16 protein-coding genes are annotated in these 17,973 nt (G+C 70.8%); 8 read left to right on the forward strand and 8 right to left on the reverse strand.

Features of this window, described 5'->3' with window-relative positions; genetic code table 11:
• Positions 1 to 3 precede the first annotated feature (3 nt).
• Together FHR32_RS31550 and FHR32_RS31555 are read left to right on the forward strand one after the other, a co-directional pair.
• Positions 4 to 546 (forward strand): isoprenylcysteine carboxyl methyltransferase family protein, encoded by a 543-nt coding sequence (locus FHR32_RS31550; protein ID WP_184758177.1) that lies wholly within the window; start codon positions 4 to 6, stop codon positions 544 to 546.
• Positions 543 to 1,556 carry an NAD(P)/FAD-dependent oxidoreductase gene (locus tag FHR32_RS31555; protein ID WP_184758178.1) on the forward strand — a complete coding sequence of 338 codons (1,014 nt, stop codon included), beginning with the start codon at positions 543 to 545 and terminating at the stop codon, positions 1,554 to 1,556. The genes FHR32_RS31550 and FHR32_RS31555 overlap by 4 nt, the downstream gene beginning before the upstream one ends.
• A 72-nt stretch (positions 1,557 to 1,628) precedes the next feature.
• On the opposite strand, the gene FHR32_RS31560 is transcribed toward FHR32_RS31555, so the two are convergent.
• The gene (locus FHR32_RS31560; protein WP_184758179.1) at positions 1,629 to 2,480 is read right to left on the reverse strand and encodes a hypothetical protein; all 852 of its coding nucleotides are present in this window, start codon (positions 2,478 to 2,480) and stop codon (positions 1,629 to 1,631) included.
• A gap of 113 nt (positions 2,481 to 2,593) precedes the next feature.
• Complete coding sequence (locus FHR32_RS31565) at positions 2,594 to 4,429, reverse strand: AMP-dependent synthetase/ligase (protein WP_184758180.1); 1,836 nt, start codon at positions 4,427 to 4,429, stop codon at positions 2,594 to 2,596.
• Between the two features lie 177 nt (positions 4,430 to 4,606).
• On the opposite strand from FHR32_RS31565, the gene FHR32_RS31570 reads away from it, so the two are divergent.
• Both FHR32_RS31570 and FHR32_RS31575 read left to right on the forward strand, forming a co-directional pair.
• Positions 4,607 to 6,115 carry a peptide MFS transporter gene (locus FHR32_RS31570; RefSeq protein WP_184758181.1) on the forward strand — a complete coding sequence of 503 codons (1,509 nt, stop codon included), beginning with the start codon at positions 4,607 to 4,609 and terminating at the stop codon, positions 6,113 to 6,115.
• A gap of 38 nt (positions 6,116 to 6,153) precedes the next feature.
• Complete coding sequence (locus FHR32_RS31575) at positions 6,154 to 6,765, forward strand: trimeric intracellular cation channel family protein (RefSeq protein ID WP_184758182.1); 612 nt, start codon at positions 6,154 to 6,156, stop codon at positions 6,763 to 6,765.
• Between the two features lie 7 nt (positions 6,766 to 6,772).
• Here FHR32_RS31575 and yczR read toward each other — a convergent pair whose 3' ends face one another.
• From yczR to FHR32_RS31600, 5 genes are all read right to left on the reverse strand, one after another.
• On the reverse strand, positions 6,773 to 8,206 hold the full coding sequence (gene yczR / locus FHR32_RS31580; RefSeq protein WP_184758183.1) for a MocR-like transcription factor YczR: 1,434 nt from the start codon (positions 8,204 to 8,206) through the stop codon (positions 6,773 to 6,775).
• Between the two features lie 75 nt (positions 8,207 to 8,281).
• Entirely contained in the window at positions 8,282 to 9,067 is a 786-nt protein-coding gene (locus FHR32_RS31585; RefSeq protein WP_184758688.1) for an ABC transporter permease, read from the reverse strand.
• A complete protein-coding gene (locus tag FHR32_RS31590) occupies positions 9,064 to 9,828 on the reverse strand; it encodes an ABC transporter permease (protein WP_184758184.1) in 765 nt (254 codons plus the stop codon). Before FHR32_RS31590 ends, FHR32_RS31585 begins: the two co-directional genes overlap by 4 nt.
• Complete coding sequence (locus FHR32_RS31595; protein WP_184758185.1) at positions 9,828 to 10,595, reverse strand: ABC transporter ATP-binding protein; 768 nt, start codon at positions 10,593 to 10,595, stop codon at positions 9,828 to 9,830. The genes FHR32_RS31590 and FHR32_RS31595 overlap by 1 nt, the downstream gene beginning before the upstream one ends.
• Positions 10,592 to 11,647, reverse strand: a complete 1,056-nt coding sequence (locus FHR32_RS31600; protein ID WP_184758186.1) for an ABC transporter substrate-binding protein — start codon at positions 11,645 to 11,647, stop codon at positions 10,592 to 10,594. The genes FHR32_RS31595 and FHR32_RS31600 overlap by 4 nt, the downstream gene beginning before the upstream one ends.
• Positions 11,648 to 11,965: 318 nt before the next feature.
• On the opposite strand from FHR32_RS31600, the gene FHR32_RS31605 reads away from it, so the two are divergent.
• The gene (locus FHR32_RS31605; protein ID WP_184758187.1) at positions 11,966 to 13,144 is read left to right on the forward strand and encodes a metal-dependent hydrolase family protein; all 1,179 of its coding nucleotides are present in this window, start codon (positions 11,966 to 11,968) and stop codon (positions 13,142 to 13,144) included.
• Here FHR32_RS31605 and FHR32_RS31610 read toward each other — a convergent pair.
• Positions 13,109 to 14,260: a PucR family transcriptional regulator gene (locus tag FHR32_RS31610; protein WP_184758188.1), complete on the reverse strand. Its 1,152-nt coding sequence runs from the start codon at positions 14,258 to 14,260 to the stop codon at positions 13,109 to 13,111. The two genes, FHR32_RS31605 and FHR32_RS31610, sit on opposite strands and share 36 nt — an antisense overlap.
• Before the next feature lie 109 nt (positions 14,261 to 14,369).
• Here FHR32_RS31610 and FHR32_RS31615 point away from each other — a divergent pair, with 109 nt between their 5' ends.
• The 3 genes from FHR32_RS31615 to FHR32_RS31625 all read left to right on the forward strand — a co-directional run bounded on the left by FHR32_RS31615 (position 14,370) and on the right by FHR32_RS31625 (position 17,829).
• Positions 14,370 to 15,293: an adenosine deaminase gene (locus FHR32_RS31615; protein WP_184758189.1), complete on the forward strand. Its 924-nt coding sequence runs from the start codon at positions 14,370 to 14,372 to the stop codon at positions 15,291 to 15,293.
• 137 nt (positions 15,294 to 15,430) lie between these two features.
• Complete coding sequence (gene yczE / locus FHR32_RS31620) at positions 15,431 to 16,036, forward strand: membrane protein YczE (protein ID WP_184758190.1); 606 nt, start codon at positions 15,431 to 15,433, stop codon at positions 16,034 to 16,036.
• A gap of 32 nt (positions 16,037 to 16,068) precedes the next feature.
• Entirely contained in the window at positions 16,069 to 17,829 is a 1,761-nt protein-coding gene (locus FHR32_RS31625) for a glycoside hydrolase family 15 protein (RefSeq protein ID WP_184758191.1), read from the forward strand.
• Positions 17,830 to 17,973: the final 144 nt, after the last annotated feature.

Raw genomic sequence — 17,973 nt, forward strand, 5'->3', positions numbered from 1 at the left:
ACGATGTCCTGGTACGTGCTACTTGTCCTGTTGGTGGGCGTGGAACGCCTCGCCGAGCTGGTCGTCGCGCGCCGCAACGCGCAGTGGAGTCTGGCCCGTGGCGGAGTGGTGTCCGGGCGCGGCCACTACCCGTGGATGGTGGCCCTGCACACCGGCCTGCTGGCCGGGTGCCTGCTGGAGGCGGGCCTGGCCGGCCGTCCCTTCGTCCCGGCGCTCGGCTGGCCGATGCTCGCCCTGGTGGTCGCCGCGCAGGGGCTGCGCTGGTGGTGCATCACCGCGCTGGGCCACCGGTGGAACACCCAGGTGATCGTGGTGCCCGGCCTGCCTCCGGTGACGCGTGGCCCCTACCGGCTGCGCTGGCTGCGCCACCCCAACTACGTCGCGGTGGCCCTGGAGGGTGCGGCGCTGCCGCTGGTGCACGGTGCCTGGATCACCGCGCTGACCTTCACCGTGCTCAACGCCGCGCTGATGGTGGTGCGGATCCGGTGCGAGGAGGCGGCCCTCTCCTCGCTCGCCCCGGCGCCCCCCGGGCGGGTGACGACGTGATCGACGTCCTGGTCGCCGGCGGAGGACCCGCGGGCCTGGCCACCGCCATCCACGCGGCCCTGGCCGGGATGGAGGCGGTCGTCGTCGAACCCCGGTCCACGCCGGTGGACAAGGCGTGCGGCGAGGGGCTGATGCCCAGCGGGGCCGCCGCGCTGCGGTCGCTGGGCGTGCGGGTGGAAGGCCGGACGCTGCGGGGCATCCGCTACCTGGACGGGCGTCGCCAGGCGCAGGCCGCGTTCCGCGACGGCCCCGGGCTGGGCGTGCGGCGCACCGCGCTGCACGCCGCCCTGTACCGGCGGGCGGCCGAGCTGGGAGTGGAGATCGTCGCGGGCAAGGTGGACGGGGTGCGTCAGGAATCTGACGGGGTCCGGGCGGCGGGGCTGCGAGCCCGCTGGCTGGTGGCGGCGGACGGCCTGCACTCCCCGCTACGCGCCCTGCTGGGGCTGGAGCTTCCCGACAGCCGCCCACGCCGGTACGGCCTGCGGCGGCACTACCGGGTCGCGCCCTGGACGGATTTCGTCGAGGTCCACTGGGCCGCGGACGGCGAGGCGTATGTGACCCCGGTGGGCGAGGACCTCGTCGGTGTCGCCGTGCTGAGTTCCCGGCGGCGCGGCTACCTGGAGCACCTGGCGGATTTCCCCGCCCTTGTGGCGCGGCTGGAGGGACCGGCCGCGACCCCGGTGCGCGGCGCCGGGCCGCTGCGCCAGCGGGTGCGCGCCCGGGTCGCCGGCCGGGTGCTGCTGGTCGGCGACGCGGCCGGCTACACCGACGCCCTCACCGGCGAGGGGGTCTCGCTGGCGCTGCTGTCGGCGCAGACCCTGGTGCGCTGCCTGCGCGCCGGTGCGCCGCAGTCGTACGAGAGCGCCTGGCTGAGGCTGTCACGGCGCCACCGGCTGCTCACCGGGGCGCTGCTGGAGACACGCCGGCACCGGACGTCCGCACGACTGATCGTCCCGGCGGCCCGCCGGATGCCCTCCCTGTTCGGCGCGGCGGTGCACGCGCTGGCCTGACGGCGGTGCGCGCCCCACAGCCGCGCGGAGACCGGTCGAGGGACGCCCGGTCCCGAGACCGGTCCGGGTGGGCTACTGCCGGGCCGCCTTGTGGACGCGACTCCGGCCGGTGGCGTAGCGCTCTGTCTCCATGAACCGGGCTCGCCACTCGTCGTCGCGGTGCCCCGTCACGGTCCGCAGGAAGTGCCCCTGGTCGTCGGTCGTGGCCTCGGCCGATTTCGTCCATCTCTCCTGCCCCTCCTCCCGGTGCAGGATCTCGACGGTCTGGCCGGAGAACGGGGCGTAGTCCAGGTATCCCTGCGGATCGACCCGGTTCAGCACACCCCTGACCTCCACTCCCGTCCCCTTCCGGAGCGCCTGGACCGAACTGAACTTGGTGTCGCGCCTCAGTTGGAAGCCGGCATACCGGGTGACCGTGCCACCGTCCACCCCCCTGGCGGTCGCGGCGACGGCCCAGGGCCCGGCCGGATACCAGCGGCTCAGCTTCTTGTCCGGCTCGAACCGCCAGACCTCCCACTCCCCCGAGGCGGGCCAGGCGGGCCCCACCGGCCGGGCCGCCCGCGGCGGGACGATGGAGGCCACGAAGGGCGACACGGAGATCGGACCGGTCTGCGGCGCCGGGCCGGGCCTGGAGACCGGGCCGAGCTGGGCCTCGGGGCGGGCGCCCTCCAGGGGACCGGGCGGCGCGCCCGGATCGACCTGGACCGTCATCCCCGCGGAACCCGCGACCCCGCGGGCGACCACCTCGATCACCAGGTGCACCGAGCCGGTCGGACCGACGACGGGGGCACCGGGGTTCAGGGTTATGGAACGGATCACCAGATCGGAGGAGGGCGGCCAGACCTGCTCCGTACCGGCGGGCGCCCCCGCCGGTACGGCGGTGGCCCCCGCCATGAGAACGGGAAGAACGATTCTCAAGGTCATGGACAGGACGCTAGGAACCGGCCGGTAATGATCCAGGAGGCGACACACGTCTGATTGGGCAAAGCGCCGCCCGCAGGCGCCGGCCCCCGGCGGGCCGGGCGCCTGCCGCGGAGTCAGCTCCCGTACATCTCGTCGATGACCCCGGCGTACTTGGCGTGGATGACACGGCGCTTGAGCTTCAGGCTCGGCGTGAGCTCCTCGGTCTCGGCGGTCCACTCCACCGGCAGCAGACGCCAGCGCTTGACCTGCTGGACGCGGGCGAGTTTCTCGTTGGCGGCGGTGATCGCGACCTCGACGGTCTTGAGGACGTCGGGGTGCTCGGCGAGCTCGGCCAGGGTGGTGAACTCGATGCCCCGTCCCTGGGCCCAGCCGGGGGCGACCTCGCCGTCGAGGGTGAGGACCGCCACCGGGTACGGCCTGCCGTCGCCGTAGGCGAGGGCCTGCCCGATGAGGGGGTGCTCCTTGAGGTGGTTCTCGATGTTGGCCGGGGAGATGTTCTCACCGCCGGAGGTGATGATGAGCTCCTTCTTGCGGTCGACGATGCTGACGAAGCCGTCGTCGTCGATGGAGCCCACGTCGCCGGTGTGCAGCCAGCCGTCCTCGTCCAGCAGGTCGGCGGTCGCCTCGGGCCGGTTCAGGTAACCGCGGGCGTTGGCCGGGCTACGGGTGACGATCTCCCCGTCCTCGGCGATGCGGACCTCGACGCCCGGTCCGGCCTGGCCGACCGTGCCGAGCTTGTAGCGGTCGGGGGCGTTGGCGGTGAAGGCGCCCGTCGTCTCGGTCATGCCGTACACGTCGAGCACACGCATGCCCAGACCGGCGAAGAAGCGCTGGACCTCCAGCGGCATCGGCGCGGCGGCGCTGGCCAGCCAGGTCGCGTTGTCGAAGCCGATCATCGACCGGATGACCGACAGCAGCGCGCTGTCGGCCTGCTCGTAGGCGGCCCGCACCTCCGCGGCGGGCGTCCGCCCGTACTGGGTGGCCTCGACGTAGGCGAGGCCGGCGGTCATGGCGTTGCGCACGTTCTCCTGCTGCTCGGCGGACTGGGTGGACAGCAGCGCCTGCAGACGGGCCGCCATCTTCTCCCAGACACGTGGGACGCCGAAGAACAGAACCGGTCTGACCTGGCCGAGAGTGGCGCCGAGCTGGGCGAGGTCGGTGCAGAAGTAGGTGTGGGAGAACTTGAACAGCGGCAGGTAGAGGCTGAGGACCCGCTCGGCGATGTGGGCGTAGGTGAGGTAGGAGATCTGCGTGCCCCCCTCGGGCAGCGCGACCATCCGGCTGGTGGACACGACCTCGAAGAACACGTTGGTGTGGGTCAGCGGCACCCCCTTGGGGTTGCCGGTGGTCCCCGAGGTGTACAGGACGGTCAGGGGGTCGTCGGCGGTCACCGCCTGCCAGCGGGCGTCGATCGACGCGGGGTCGGAGGCCAGCCGCTCGCGCCCCAGGGCCAGGAAGTCCTCCCAGCTCAGGAAACGCTCACCGGACGGAGCGCCCTCCAGCATGACGATCCTGCGGATCTCGGGCAGCCCGTCCAGCACCGGTTCCCACCTGGCCAGCTCGGCCGGGCCGCCCAGCACCACGATCCTCGCGCCGACGTCACCGGCGACGAAGGCCACCTGGTCGGGGGCGAAGGTGGAGTAGACCGAGCACGACACGCCGCCCGCGTGCACCGCTCCCAGGTCGGCCAGGACGTGCTCGCTGCGGTTGACCATCATCAGCGCCACCGCCTCGCCCGGCTCCAGCCCGAGGGCGACGAAACCGGCGGCGATCTCCAGGACCCGCTGCCGGGCCTCGGCGTAGGTGAGGGTGACCCAGCCTCCGTCGACCGGATCGGAATAGGCGGGGGCGTCGGGATTCTGCTCCGCCGCCTCCTTCACCCGCGCGCAGACGGTACGGCCCTCGATCTCCCGCTCGATCGCCGCACGCTCTTCAAGGACACCGGCCATGACGCGCCTCCTGAAAGTGCTCACTTGCATGAGTGGCATGCATCGCACCACACGGCTTCCCTCCGAACAAGACCTCGCGAGTGAGAAGAAGGACCACGATGCGGGACCGCCCCCACCGCCCCGGCGAGAGATGTACGTAGAGTTATGAGTCGATCACAGGGCGACGGCGGGGGGCACATGACATCGGGGACAGGCGCTCGGGAGAAAACCTTCTTCGGGCATCCAAGCGGCCTCGCCACGCTGTTCGGCACCGAGATGTGGGAACGCTTCAGCTGGTACGGCCTCCGCGCCATCCTGGCCACCTTCATGGCGGCCTCCCCCGCCATGGGCGGCCTGGGCCTGACGCAGCAGACCGCCACGGCGGTCGTCGGCATCTACGGCGCCCTGATCTATCTGGTCGCCCTGCCCGGCGGCTGGGTCGCCGACCGCATCCTCGGCGCCCGCAGAGCGGTGCTGTGGGGCGGCTTCATCATCATGTGCGGCCACATCAGCATGGCCATCCCGGTCAGCACGGGCGCCTTCGTCGCCCTGGGACTGCTTCTCATCATCACCGGGAGCGGGCTGCTGAAGCCCAACATCTCCGCGATGGTCGGCAAGCTCTACCCCGAGGACGACGACGCGCGCAGGGACGCGGGCTTCTCCATCTTCTACCTCGGCATCAACATCGGCGCCTTCGTCGCCCCCCTGATCGTCGGCTGGCTGGCCGCGGGCGGCCGCTGGCACCTGGGCTTCAGCGCGGCGGCGGTCGGAATGGCCCTGGGACTGACCCAGTACGTGCTGGGCCGGCGCCACCTCAGGGGCGTGGGCGATGAGCCCGGCCACCGGCTGTCTCCTCGCGAGCGCCGGCACTTCGCCCTCGCCCTCGCCGTCGCCGTCGTCGTCGTCGGCGCCGTCCTTGCCGTCTGGGTGGCCTCCGGCACCTTCGATCTCGACACCTTCGCGCTCGCGGTGACGGTGATCATCCTCATCGTCCCGGTGGCCTACTTCGGCTACATCCTGTTCGGCAGCCACAACCTGACCCCGGGTGAGCGCTCGGGGATGAAGGCCTACATCTGGCTGTTCGTCGCCGCCGCCATCTTCTGGATGCTCTACGACCTGGCCCCGACCGTGCTGCTGTTCTTCGCCCAGGACAGAACCGACCTGACGCTGTTCGGCATCCGGATCACCGCCGCGACGACGCAGGCGTTCAACCCGCTGTTCATCGCGCTGCTGGTGCCGGTCTTCGCGGCGCTCTGGGTCAAGCTGGGCAACCGGGTGACCGCCCCTCACAAGTTCGTCTTCGCGCTGTTCATGAACGGGCTGAGCTTCGTGGTCATGGCCCTGGCCGCCCAGCTGGCCGCGCACGGCAGGATCTCCGTGTGGTGGCTGGTGCTGGTCTACCTCGTCCAGGTCTTCGGCGAGCTGGCGATGAGCCCCGTCGGGCTGTCGATCACCAGCAAGCTCGCCCCGCAGGCGTTCAAGGGGCAGATGCTCGGGGTGTGGTTCATCGCCATCTCCGTGGGCGACGCCGTGGGCGGGCAGACCGCCCGGCTGAAGAACTACATGTCGGAACCCATGTATTTCCTCACGCTCGCGGGGATCGCGATCGCGGCCGCCGTGGTCCTTTTCATGTTCGTCGGCAGGCTCGACGCCATGATCGGCGAGCATCACGAGGAGGCGGCGTCGGCCGGACCCGCCGCATCGTGACGGGAAGCACATAGAGCCGGTCATGGGATGATTTATCAGTGAATCAGCTGCTGGACCTCGTTGGGATCTTCGTCTTCGCACTCTCGGGCGCCCTCGTCGGCGTCCGCAGGCGGCTGGACGTGGTGGGCATGGCCGTACTGGCGGAGATGACGGCCCTGGGCGGCGGCATCGTGCGCGACCTGATCCTCAACGTACGGCCCGCCGCCTTCTCCAGCACCGGCTACGTGCTCGTGCCGATCGCCGCCACGGCGATCGTGTTCTTCTGGCATCCGCACGTACAGCGGGTGATGCCCGCGGTGGACGTGCTCGACGCGGCGGGTCTGGGCCTGTTCTGCGCGGTCGGCACCGAGAAGGCGATGAACTTCGGCCTCAGCCCCCTGCACGGCGCCCTGCTCGGGGTCACCACGGCGGTCGGCGGCGGCATCCTGCGTGACATCCTGGCCGGGCAGATCCCGAACCTGCTGTACGACCGCCAGCTCTACGCGGTGCCCGCCATGCTCGGCTCGGCGGTCATGGCCGTGCTCTACACCCTGGACCTGCACGGCTGGCCGGCCACGCTGGCCGCCGCCGTGCTCGCCTTCGGGCTGCGCATCGCGGCCATGCGGCTGCGGCTGCGCGCCCCGCTGGCGCGCGGCGTCACCTCGGAGTAGGCGCCCCTCACAGCGCCGGGGTGAGCGGCCGGGCGGGAGGGGCGCCGCGGGCGCCCCTGACCCTGGCCTGGGCGATGCGGTCCACCGCCTCGATGAGGACCTGCGGCGGCTGGGTGAAGGGCAGGCGCAACCGCCCCTCCAGCGTGCCGTCCACGCCGAACCAGGGGCCGGGCGCGAGCCGCACACCGTGGCAGCCCGCCGCGTCGGCCAGCGAGGTGGCCGACGGGCCCGCCAGCCGCACCCAGAGCGAGCCTCCCCCCTTGGGCACGGTGAAGCCCCAGTCGGGCATCCGTGCCCTCACCGCCGCCACCAGCGCGCCCCTGGAGGCGCGGAGCGTGTGGCGGCGCTCGGCCCTGGCCTCCTCGATGTCCTCGAACAGCCTCGTCACGACCAGTTGCTCGAAGAGGGGGCTGGCGATGTCCACACCCGCGCGGAGCACGGCCAGCCGGCGGACCATGGCGGCGGTGGTGCGGATCCAGCCGATGCGCAGCCCGCCCCACCACAGCTTGGAGGCCGACCCGATGCTGATCACCCGTCCGTCGGTGTCGAACGCGGCCAGCGGCGCGGTCTGCGGCACCTCGTCGATCGTCAGCTCGGTCCAGGTCTCGTCCACGATCAGCGTGGTGCCGTACTGCCTGGCCGCGCCGACCAGGGCCGCCCGGCCGGCGTCGTCCATCAGATGCCCGGTCGGATTCTGGAAGTCGGGGATCACGTAGGCGAGACGGGCCGCCGACTGGCGCATCGCGCAGGTGAGCAGGTCCAGGTCCCAGCCGTCGTCGGGGACGCCGACCGGGACGATCCGGGCGCCACGCGTCCTCGCCACCTCCAGCGCGTGCGGGTAGGTGGGCGACTCCAGCAGCATCGCGTCACCGGCGGAGAGCAGCATCGTGGTCAGCAGGTGCAGCGCGTGCTGGGCGCCCGCGGTCACCAGGATCTGCTCGGGGCGGGTGGCCAGCCCCCGGGCGGTGTAGCGGGCCGCGACCGCCTGGCGCAACGGCGCGATCCCGACGGGGTCGTAGCCGATGCCGAACGCGTGGCGCCGGTAGTGCTCGGTGGCGAAGGCGATCGCCGGGGGGAGCATCGGGGTCGCGAGCGGGGCGGCGGCGTGCAGCGGCAGCAGCCCGTCGTCGCCCGCGGCGAGCCACGGGTTCTCCGTACCCAGCGAGCCCGGATCGGGCAGCGCGGTCCAGCTGCCCGCGCCCTGCCTGCTCTCCAGGTAGCCCTGCTCGCGGAGGCGGTCGTAGGCGGCGGTCACGGTGGTACGGCTGACGCCCAGGGCCTCGGCCAGGTGGCGCTCGGCCGGGACGCGTATCCGCGCGGGCAGCCGCCCGTCGAGGATCAGCGACCGCACGGCCTGGGCCAGGGCGCTGTAGTACGGCCTGGTGCCGGGGTCGATCGCCACCAGCCGGGCAAGCTGGGGTCCGCTCAGATACCGGTCCATCGGCAGACGGGGGTGCGGCTCCCGAGGGCCCGGCACCCCGTTCCCCCTCCCATTGCGTGCGCTCGTATGGTGAATCTACTCCCGGGTGTCGGCGAAGCGGGTGAGGACCAGCGCTTCGACGACCCCCACGACCGCGTACGCGAGGATCGACACGGTGGTGACGGCCACGATGTCGGCCCAGACCTCGTCGTAGCGGAAGCCGCCGATCGCGCGGAGGATCTCGGCTCCGACCCCCTCGCCGGTGGCCAGCCACTCGGCGATGAGCGCGCCGATGATCGAGGAGGGCACGGAGATCCGGGCGGAGGCGAACACCGCGGGCATCGCCGTCGGCACGGCGACCTTGCGCAGGACGGTCAGGCGCCCGCCGCCGTAGGCCATGATCAGGTCGGTCGCCTGCGGAGAGGCCGACCGCAGCCCGAAGGCGATGTTGACCAGGGCGGGGAAGAAGACCACGATCCCGCCGATGACGGCGACACCGAGAAGCTCCCGCCCGAACACGAGAGTGATCAACGGCGTCATCACCACGAGCGGCACCGAGCGCAGCAGCATCGCCACCGGCATGAAGGTCTGCTCGACGGCGCTGAAGAGCACGAACATCATGGCGACGGCCATCGCCGCGATCATGCCGGTGGTGAACCCGACGGCCGCGTCCCTGACCGTGACGCCGAGGGTGGCGAGGACCGCCTCACGATGGGCTCCCGAGTCGGCCGCGGTGAACAGGTAGGCCCAGACCTGAGGGGGGCGCTTGCCGACCAGCGGGCTGATGGCGAACGCCTCCAGGAACAGCCACCACCCGGCCACGACGATGAGCACGGAGGGCAGCAGCGGGCCGACGACCCGCAGAACGGTACGGCCGATCACAGGGAGGTCCTCGTTTCCGCGCCGCCGCGCGACCAGGGGGTGACCAGCCGGGCGACGAGCGTGACGACCCCGTAGCCGAGGCCCGCGATCAGGCCCGCCACGAGCGCCAGTCCCCATGTGCGGGGGACCTGGAACTGCTGCTGGGAGATCATCAGGGAGACGCCGAGCCCCTGGTCGTTGCTGCCGAGGTACTCTCCGATGATCGCGCCGAGCAGTGCGGAGGGAGCCGAGATCTTCAGCCCGGCGAACGTGCTCGGCAGGGCCGCGATGACCTGGACGTGGCGGAGCTTGGCCAGGCGGCCCCCGCCGTACACGGTGATGAGGTCGAGGCTGGTCCGCTCGGCCGAGCGCAGGCCGAGCAGGGCGCCGATGAGCGTGGTGAAGAAGACCGAGATGGCGGCCAGGAACACCACCGTGGCCGGGCCGCCGAAGACGACCAGGATGATCGGGCCGACGGCCAGCAGCGGGATGCAGTAGCTGATCACGGCGAGCTGGGTGGCCACGGCCTCCAGCCGCGGGACGAGCAGCACGATCAGGGCGACGGCGATCGCCAGTCCGTTGCCCCAGGCGAAGCCCTGCAGGGCCGCGGTCACGGTGGCCGACACGTTGGGCCCGTAGAAGGCCCAGCCGTCCTTCTGCATCGCGGCCAGCACCGCCCACGGGGTCGGCACCGCGCCGTCGCCCGCGAAGACGGTCACCGCCAGCACCCACCACAGGCCGATCAGGACGACGACGCCGAGGAGGCCGTACACCCGCCTCATCAGCCACCCTGCCCGTGACCGAAGAGCAGGTCGCTGAGGTGGTCGTGGAGCGCGTGGAACTCCGGGGTACGCATCATCTCGGGGGTGCGCGGGCGCGGCAGGTCGATCTCCACCAGTTCGACGACGCGGCCCGGCCGCGGGCTCATGACCGCGACGACGTCGGAGAGGAAGATCGCCTCGCCTATGCCGTGGGTGACCATCAGCGTCGTCGCGGGCTTCTCGGTCCAGATCCGCAGCAGTTCCAGGTTGAGCCGCTGGCGGGTCATGTCGTCCAGGGCCCCGAACGGCTCGTCGAGCAGGAGCACGCTGGGCCTGACCACCAGGGCGCGGGCGATGGACACGCGCTGGCGCATGCCTCCGGACAGTTCCGCCGGCCTGGCCTTCTCGAAGCCCTCCAGGCCCACCAACCTGATCAGGTCCTCGATCACTCCGGGCTCGGGCTTGAGACCGGCGACCTCCAGGGGCAGCCGGATGTTGGCCGCGACGCTCCGCCAGGCCAGCAGCGCCGAGTCCTGGAAGGCGATGCCCAGGTGGTGGCTTCTCCGCAGTTCCCCGGGGGGCTCGCCGTTCACCAGGATCTCGCCCGCCGTGGGCTGTTCGAGCCCGGCCAGGATGCGCAGCACCGTCGACTTGCCGCAGCCCGAGGGTCCGAGCAGGGACAGGAAGGACCCCTGGGGGGTCTGCAGGTCCACGTTCTCGATCGCGGTCACCGTGCGCCGGCCGGTGCTGAACCGCTTGCTGAGCCCGCTGATGCTGATGCCGCTCATGAGAGCTTCAGGCTCGGGTCGGCCTTGTGGACCTCGTCGATGATCGACAGGTCGAACAGGTTCTCCGCCTTGATGGTCAGCCCTGCCTTGGCCAGGGAGGCGATGTTCTGCTCGATCAGTTCGGAGCTCATGCTGAACAGGCCGTTGGCCTTGGCGTCGGGGGTGACGACGAGCTCGTTCTGCATCTTGGCCTCCTCGGTCTGCTCGGCGACGTCGAGGTTGAGGTCCTTGCCGTAGGTCTTGGCGGCCAGCTCCGCGGACTTCGCGGGGTCGGCGATGGCGTCCTTCCAGCCCTTGATCTCAGCGGCCAGGAACGCCTTGAGCTTGTCGCGCTCGCTGTCGATGGTCTGCTGCGCCACCGTGAAGGTCTCGGCGACCAGCGGCAGTCCGTGGTCGGCGAACAGGAAATGCGCCGCGTCGACGCCCTGCATCTTCAGCCGCACCGGACCACTGGTGACAAAGCCGACATAGCCATCAAGCTGGCCGGAGGTCAGCATCGAGGGGTCGGACTGGAAAGGGACGCGCGTCACGCTCGCCGGGTCGATGTCGTTCGCCTTGAGCAGCGCGTTCCAGACCAGCTCGTTGGAGTCCTGCACCCCGATCTTCTTGCCGACCAGCGCCTTGGGGTCCTCGATGGGGTTCTTGCCCAGGGAGACGACGGCGAAGGGGTTCTTCTGGAAGGTCGCGCCGACGATCTTCAGCTGTGCGCCCTGGAGGACCGCGGGCGCGGTGATGGTCGGCGTCGACAGACCGATCCAGCAGCGGCCGGTGGCCAGGCCCGACTCGACGGAGGTGCCGGATCCCCCGCCGGACAGCAGTTCCACCTGACCGAACCCGGCGGCCTTGTAGTAGCCCTTGCTGTCGGCGAAGTACTCTCCGGCGAACTCGATGTTCTTCTTCCAGGAGAGCTGGAGCTTGACCGAGCCGAACTTCCCCTCGCCGCCTCCCCCGGCTCCGGCGGATGTGCCGTTGTCACCGCAGGCGGTCAGACCGAGCGCCAACCCGGCCAGGCCTGTCGTCCGCAGGAAAGCGCGACGGTCGAGGGTAGCCATAATTCTCCTTGGGCCGGATGAACATGCAGGTCAGGAAGGTATACGCCGATTATTACCATCTTGTGACGAAATTTCGGACATTCATGGGTGCGCGGGAGGACGCCCACCGGCAGGGGAACCGCGCACGATCGCGCAGCCATGCCGCGATCGCGGCGGTGCGCGGAGAAACCCCTGCTCCCGGCGCCCGCAGCCGCATCCGGCGACCGGCCGCGGGAGGGGACCGGCGCTCCGCGCCCCCTGTAGGTCCCTACGAGAGCGGCCGGCCAGGTCCGTAGGTCTCTCTAACCGCCGGATGGATCGGGTAGCGTCGTCGGCGAAATGAGACTTGACGGAATTCCCCTTTGGGACGGTACCGAATCTCGCGGACCGGTCGACATCAGCTGGGAGCCCGACCAGATCGGGGAGGTACGGCCCGCCGCACAACGCCACGGTGAGCTGTGCGTCATACCCGGCCTGGTCGACACGCACGTGCACCTGATCGGATACGCGGGCGAGAACCAGCCGGACTTCATGACCTGGCCGCTGGTCACCACCCGAGACGAGCAGGTGCTGCACGGCGCGGCCCACGCCCAGCGCGCCATGCGTCACGGCGTGACGACACTGCGCGACCTGGCCGGGGACGAGGCGCAGATCGCGCTGCGCCGGGCCTTCGACGCCGGGGTGCTGCCGGGGCCGCGCATCCAGGTCCACGGCGTGGTGGGAATGACCGCCGGGCACAACGACCTGTTCGTGCCGCCCGCCTTCCCGCTGCGCAAGCCCACCGCGGACGGACCCGACGAGTGCCGCAAGCTGGTCCGCACCTGGGCCCGCGCCGGCATGGACGGCATCAAGATCACTACCAGCGGCGGCGTCCTGTCCATCGGCGACAAGAACGGCTGGCGCAACTACACGCCCGAGGAGATCCGGGCCGTCGTCGACGAGGCGCACGCGCTCGGCATGCTGGTCGCCTCGCACGCCCACTCCGAGGACGGCATCCGCATCGCCGTGGAGGAGGGCGTCGACTCGATCGAGCACGGCACCCTGCTGAGCGCGGAGCTGGCGGAGAAGCTCGCGGCCCGCCGTACGCCCGTCGCCCCGACCCTGCTGATCAACGAGGCGATCGCCGAGGGCCGCGTCCCGGTGACCGGGGAGGCCATGGCCAAGGCCGCGGAGCTGGTGGCCAGGCGCAACGTGCTTCTCTCCGAGGCGGCGGCCAAGGGAGTGCGGTTCGTGCTGGGCACCGACGCCAACGGGCACCATGTCCAGTTCGGCGACCAGCTGGCCGAGGTGGTTCACATGACCAGGATCCTGGGCATGGACGCCGAGGCGGCGCTGCGGGCCGCCACCTCCGACGCCGCCGACGCGATCGGCATGCCGGTGGGACGGATCGCTCCCGGCCTCGGGGCCGACCTCATCGTGCTGCGCGGCCGCCCCTGGGAGCGCATCGAGGACCTGGCCACCGAGAACATCGTCGCCGTGGTGTCACGAGGCCACCTCGTCGCGGGGACTCTTCCCTGACCTGAGGGCGAGATAGAGGTCGGTGCGGTCCCGCATCGAGGTCATCCGCCGCCCGGTCAGCTCCTCGATCCGCTGCAGGCGGTAGCGGAGCGTGTTGACGTGCACGTACAGCTCGTCCGCCGCGCGCTGCCACGATCCGCACGTCTCCAGGAAGGCGTCGAGGGTCTTCACGAGCTCCGAGCCGTGCCGCGCGTCGTACTCCTCGACCGGACCGAGCAGGTGTTCTCTGAACGACCTCCGCACGCCCACGGGGAGCGAGGTCAGCAGCTGCTCGAAGGTGTCGATGTCGGCGGCCGACATGATGGACACCGGTCCCGCACCGGTACCGGCCGACTCCATCCCCCGCTGGGCGCTTTCGAGGGCCTCGCCGAGCTGGGACACGCTCGACGCCGGTTCGCTGACCCCCGCCGCGATCCCGATCCCCGGGTGGCCCGCCGCCAGAGCGCGGAGCTCCTCGGCCAGGCTCTTGCGCGAGGTCTTCCCGTTGACCAGGACGACCGCCTCGCCCGGCGAACCACCGACGATCAGGTGCCGGTCCTTCCTGGTCAGCGCCTGATGCAGTACGGCGGGCAGGTCGTGGTCGCCCGACCCGCCGGTCAGGCCCACCACCATGACGGTCGTCGGCAGAGCGGGATCGGCGCCGAGGAGCCGCAGATGCGCCGAGACCTCGCCGGGTGCGATCTGCTGGGCGCCCAGCAGGTCGATCAGCGTCTGCGCCCTGACCCGCTCGGCCCTGCGCTGCTCGGCGGCGAACGCCTCCGCTGCCACGGCCTCGGTGATCGCGCCGAAGGACTGGTCCAGAGCCGCCAGGATCAGTGGCACCCTGCGGCGTTCGCACGCCTCGACGAGTGCCTCGGGCAACTCGCCGAGCACGATCAGTCCCACGACCAGTCCCGCCACGTCGCTGGCCCACAGCGCGTCGGCGAAGACCTCGCAGTCGGACGGCTCGCCGTACCAGACTCCGCTGGTCAGGACGAGGTCTCCGGAACGCAGGTAACGCTGCGGATCGGGCAGGTCCGTCGGGTAGGCCCGCCGTACCTCCCGCTCCAGCGCGTCCTGACCGCTCACGGGCCTCAGCCGCAGATCATCGCGCGCGAGCAGGTCCGCCAGCCTCATGAGCCCCCTCATTCTTTGCCAGACATTTCATGTTATGCCAGGTCAAACAGCAATATTTCAGAGGTTCGCACGATACTCCCGCAGCCACCTGTCGGGTTTACTCGATCACATGCGGTCCAAAGCTGAACTCCACGTGCATATCGAGGGCACCCTCGAACCCGAACTCGTCGTCGAACTGGCCAGACGCAACCGGATCGAGCTGCCGACCTTCGACGTGGAGGCCATCCGGGCACGGTATGACTTCGCGGACCTGCAGTCCTTCCTCGACATCTACTACGAGAACACGGCCGTGCTCCGGACCGAGCAGGACTTCTACGATCTCGCCGCCGCCTACCTGGGACGGGCCCGCGCACAGGGCGTACGCCATGCCGAGATCTTCTTCGACCCGCAGGCCCATCTCAGCCGGGGGGTCTCCCTTGAGGTGGTGTTCGGCGGCCTGACCGCGGCCATGAAGGACAGCGACGTCTCCGCCGCCCTGATCCTGTGCTTCCTGCGGGACCGCGGCGCCGAGGAGGCCGAACAGGTGCTGCGGGCCGCGCTGCCCTACCGGGACCACTTCATCGGGGTCGGCCTGGACTCGGCCGAGGTGGGTCACCCGCCGTCGCTGTTCCGTCACGTGTTCGACATCGCCGCCGCGGAGGGGCTGCGCCGGGTCGCGCACGCGGGCGAGGAGGGCGGACCCGACTACGTGTGGGAGGCCCTGGACATCCTGCGGGTCGAGCGCATCGACCACGGCATCCGGGCGATGGAGGATCCCCGGCTCGTGGCCCGGCTCCGTGACGAGCGCATCCCCCTGACCGTGTGCCCGCTGTCCAACGTGCGGCTCCGCGCGGTCCCCTCCCTTCGTGACCACATCCTGCCCGCCATGCTCGACGAAGGCCTGGTCGTGACCGTGAACTCCGACGACCCCGCCTACTTCGGCGGCTATGTCGAGGACAACTACCGGGCGCTCCGCGAGGAGCTGGGCATGACCGACGCGCAATTGGACCAGATCGCGCGCAACTCCTTCGACGCGTCCTTCGTCCGCGTCTGAGCCGTTGCCCGGAATCCGCGCCGGGAGACGGCCCGGCACCGAGCCCTCCGCCCGGGACGACGCTCCTCCGACATAAGGCCACTTTTCGTGATTGGACCTTTTGAAGGGGAACGGTGGCCTGAAGGATTAAGGCCATTATGAGTGAGATTTCTCTCCCTGCCCTGGGCTCCCTGCCCAACCGGATCACACGCCTGTACGCGGGCCTCGCGCTCTACGGGATCGGCATCGGCCTGCAGATCGAGTCACACCTGGGCGGCAGCCCCTGGGACGTGTTCCACCAGGGCCTGTCCATCCACATGGGCCTGTCGATCGGCACCTGGATCATCCTGGTGGGAGCCCTGGTCATGCTGCTGTGGATCCCACTGCGGCAGAGACCGGGGATCGGCACCATCAGCAACGTCGTCTTCCTCGGCCTGTTCGCCGATGCCGCCATGTGGCTGGCCCCGACCCCGGACCCGCTGGCCGCGCGCTGGGCCTACCTGCTGCTCGGCGTCGTCGCCACCGGCGCGGCGACCGGCCTCTACATCGGCGCGGGCCTGGGCCCCGGCCCGCGCGACGGGCTGATGACCGGCCTGAACCGCCTCGGCCTGTCCATCCGCGTGGCCCGCACGGTCATCGAGGTCACGGTGCTGGCCGCCGGCTGGCTGCTCGGCGGAACCGTGGGCGTCGGCACCGTGGTGTTCGCCCTCGCGATCGGGCCCCTCACCCAGTTCTTCATGCCCCGGATGCGCCCCAAGGGCTGATCGACGGTCGGCAAAGGCATTAGCGTCAAGACATGCGGATCGAAGATTACGCCCTTGTCGGAGATATGCAGTCAGCCGCCCTGATCGGGCGGAACGGCGCCATCGACTGGCTCTGCCTCCCCCGGTTCGACTCCCCGGCGTGTTTCGCTGCGCTGCTCGGCGACAAGCACAACGGCCAGTGGTCGCTGGGGCCCGCGGACGCCGGATGGCCCACCGCCACCCGGCGGCGCTACAAGGGCGAGTCCCTGGTGCTGGAGAGCGAATGGGACACCCCGGGCGGCACCGTCCGCGTGACCGACTTCATGCCCGCCCGGCAGGCGAATCCCGACCTGGTCAGGATCGTGGAGGGAGTGTCGGGAACGGTGGAGATGGCCACCGAGATCCGCATCCGCTTCGACTACGGCCGGATCGTGCCCTGGGTGCGCCGCACCGACGGCCTGCTGCAGGCCGTCGGCGGCCCCGACTCGGTGTGGCTGCACTCCCCCGTCCCCCTGCAGGGCGGCGACTACGCGCACAAGGCGAGGTTCCGGGTCTCCGAGGGAGACCGTCTGGCCTACGTGTTCACCTGGCATCCCTCGCACGAGTCCAGGCCGGTCGAGATCGACCCGATCCACCAGCTGGCCGAGACCGAGGCGCTGTGGGCCGAGTGGGCACAGCAGTGCACCTACCAGGGGCCGTGGCGCGAGGCGGTGATCCGCTCCCTCATCACGCTCAAGGCGCTCACCTACGAGCCCACCGGCGGCATCGTCGCCGCCCCCACCACCTCGCTGCCCGAGGACCTCGGCGGGGTCCGCAACTGGGACTACCGCTTCTGCTGGCTGCGCGACGCCACCATGACGCTGGAGGCCCTCATCGGCGGCGGATACCTGGACGAGGCCCGCGCCTGGAGGGAGTGGCTGCTGCGGGCGATCGCGGGCCGCGCCCAGGACCTGCAGATCATGTACAGCGTGTCCGGGGAACGACGGCTCACCGAGCTGGAGCTCGACTGGCTGCCCGGCTACGAGGAATCCCGGCCCGTGCGGATCGGCAACGGCGCGGTCAACCAGCTCCAGCTGGACGTCTACGGGGAGGTGATGAACGCCCTGTACCTGTCCCGCGTGTCGGGCATGGAGCCGGACGACCGCGCCTGGACCATCCAGCACGAGCTCATCAAGTACGTGGAGACCCACTGGGACGGACCCGACGAGGGCCTGTGGGAGGTGCGCGGTCCCCGCCGCCACTTCACCCACTCCAAGGTGATGTGCTGGGTCGCCCTGGACCGGGCGATCAAGCAGATGGAGGGCTTCGACCGGACCGGGCCGCTGGAACGCTGGAAGGGACTGCGCGACCGCATCCACGCCGAGGTCTGCGACAAGGGTTTCGACGAGGTGCGCCAGACCTTCACCCAGTCCTACGGCTCGCACGAGCTGGACGCCGCCCTGCTGCTGATCCCCATGGTCGGATTCCTGCCGCCGGAGGACCCGCGCGTCATCGGCACGGTGGAGGCGATCCAGCGCGAGCTGATGATCGACGGCTTCGTACTGCGCTATCCGGTGGCCGCCGACAACGACGTGGACGGCCTGCCCGGCGGCGAGGGCGCGTTCCTGGCCTGCAGCTTCTGGCTGGCCGAGGCACTGGCGATGATCGGCCGCAAGGACGAGGCCGTCGAGCTGTTCGAGCGCCTGCTGACCCTGCGCAACGACGTCGGCCTGCTCGCCGAGGAGTATGACCCCCGCTACGGGCGCCTGGTGGGCAACTTCCCGCAGGCCTTCAGCCACGTGCCGCTGATCCACACGGCCCGCGCGCTGAGCTGACGGGCCTCCTCGTACCTCCAGCCGGCGGCTGCGCGGATCCGGCTCCCCCGAAGGCCGGTCCGGGACGGACCTCAAACGGCGTGTTCCTCTTCCCCGCCACCCTGCCGCCGGCAAGCAGCCCGCCGTCGCCTGACAGGCCATGCC

This window comes from Streptosporangium album (genome assembly GCF_014203795.1).
Classification (GTDB): domain Bacteria; phylum Actinomycetota; class Actinomycetes; order Streptosporangiales; family Streptosporangiaceae; genus Streptosporangium; species Streptosporangium album.

Bases quoted from the DNA above. Each gene is read 5' to 3' on its own strand.
- FHR32_RS31550 (WP_184758177.1), top strand. From the start codon at position 4: ATGTCCTGGTACGTGCTACTTGTCCTGTTGGTGGGCGTGGAACGCCTC.
- FHR32_RS31560 (WP_184758179.1), bottom strand. From the start codon at position 2,480: ATGACCTTGAGAATCGTTCTTCCCGTTCTCATGGCGGGGGCCACCGCC.
- FHR32_RS31565 (WP_184758180.1), bottom strand. From the start codon at position 4,429: ATGGCCGGTGTCCTTGAAGAGCGTGCGGCGATCGAGCGGGAGATCGAG.
- FHR32_RS31570 (WP_184758181.1), top strand. From the start codon at position 4,607: ATGACATCGGGGACAGGCGCTCGGGAGAAAACCTTCTTCGGGCATCCA.
- yczR (WP_184758183.1), bottom strand. From the start codon at position 8,206: ATGGACCGGTATCTGAGCGGACCCCAGCTTGCCCGGCTGGTGGCGATC.
- FHR32_RS31590 (WP_184758184.1), bottom strand. From the start codon at position 9,828: ATGAGGCGGGTGTACGGCCTCCTCGGCGTCGTCGTCCTGATCGGCCTG.
- FHR32_RS31595 (WP_184758185.1), bottom strand. From the start codon at position 10,595: ATGAGCGGCATCAGCATCAGCGGGCTCAGCAAGCGGTTCAGCACCGGC.
- FHR32_RS31600 (WP_184758186.1), bottom strand. From the start codon at position 11,647: ATGGCTACCCTCGACCGTCGCGCTTTCCTGCGGACGACAGGCCTGGCC.
- FHR32_RS31605 (WP_184758187.1), top strand. From the start codon at position 11,966: ATGAGACTTGACGGAATTCCCCTTTGGGACGGTACCGAATCTCGCGGA.
- FHR32_RS31610 (WP_184758188.1), bottom strand. From the start codon at position 14,260: ATGAGGCTGGCGGACCTGCTCGCGCGCGATGATCTGCGGCTGAGGCCC.
- FHR32_RS31615 (WP_184758189.1), top strand. From the start codon at position 14,370: ATGCGGTCCAAAGCTGAACTCCACGTGCATATCGAGGGCACCCTCGAA.
- yczE (WP_184758190.1), top strand. From the start codon at position 15,431: ATGAGTGAGATTTCTCTCCCTGCCCTGGGCTCCCTGCCCAACCGGATC.
- FHR32_RS31625 (WP_184758191.1), top strand. From the start codon at position 16,069: ATGCGGATCGAAGATTACGCCCTTGTCGGAGATATGCAGTCAGCCGCC.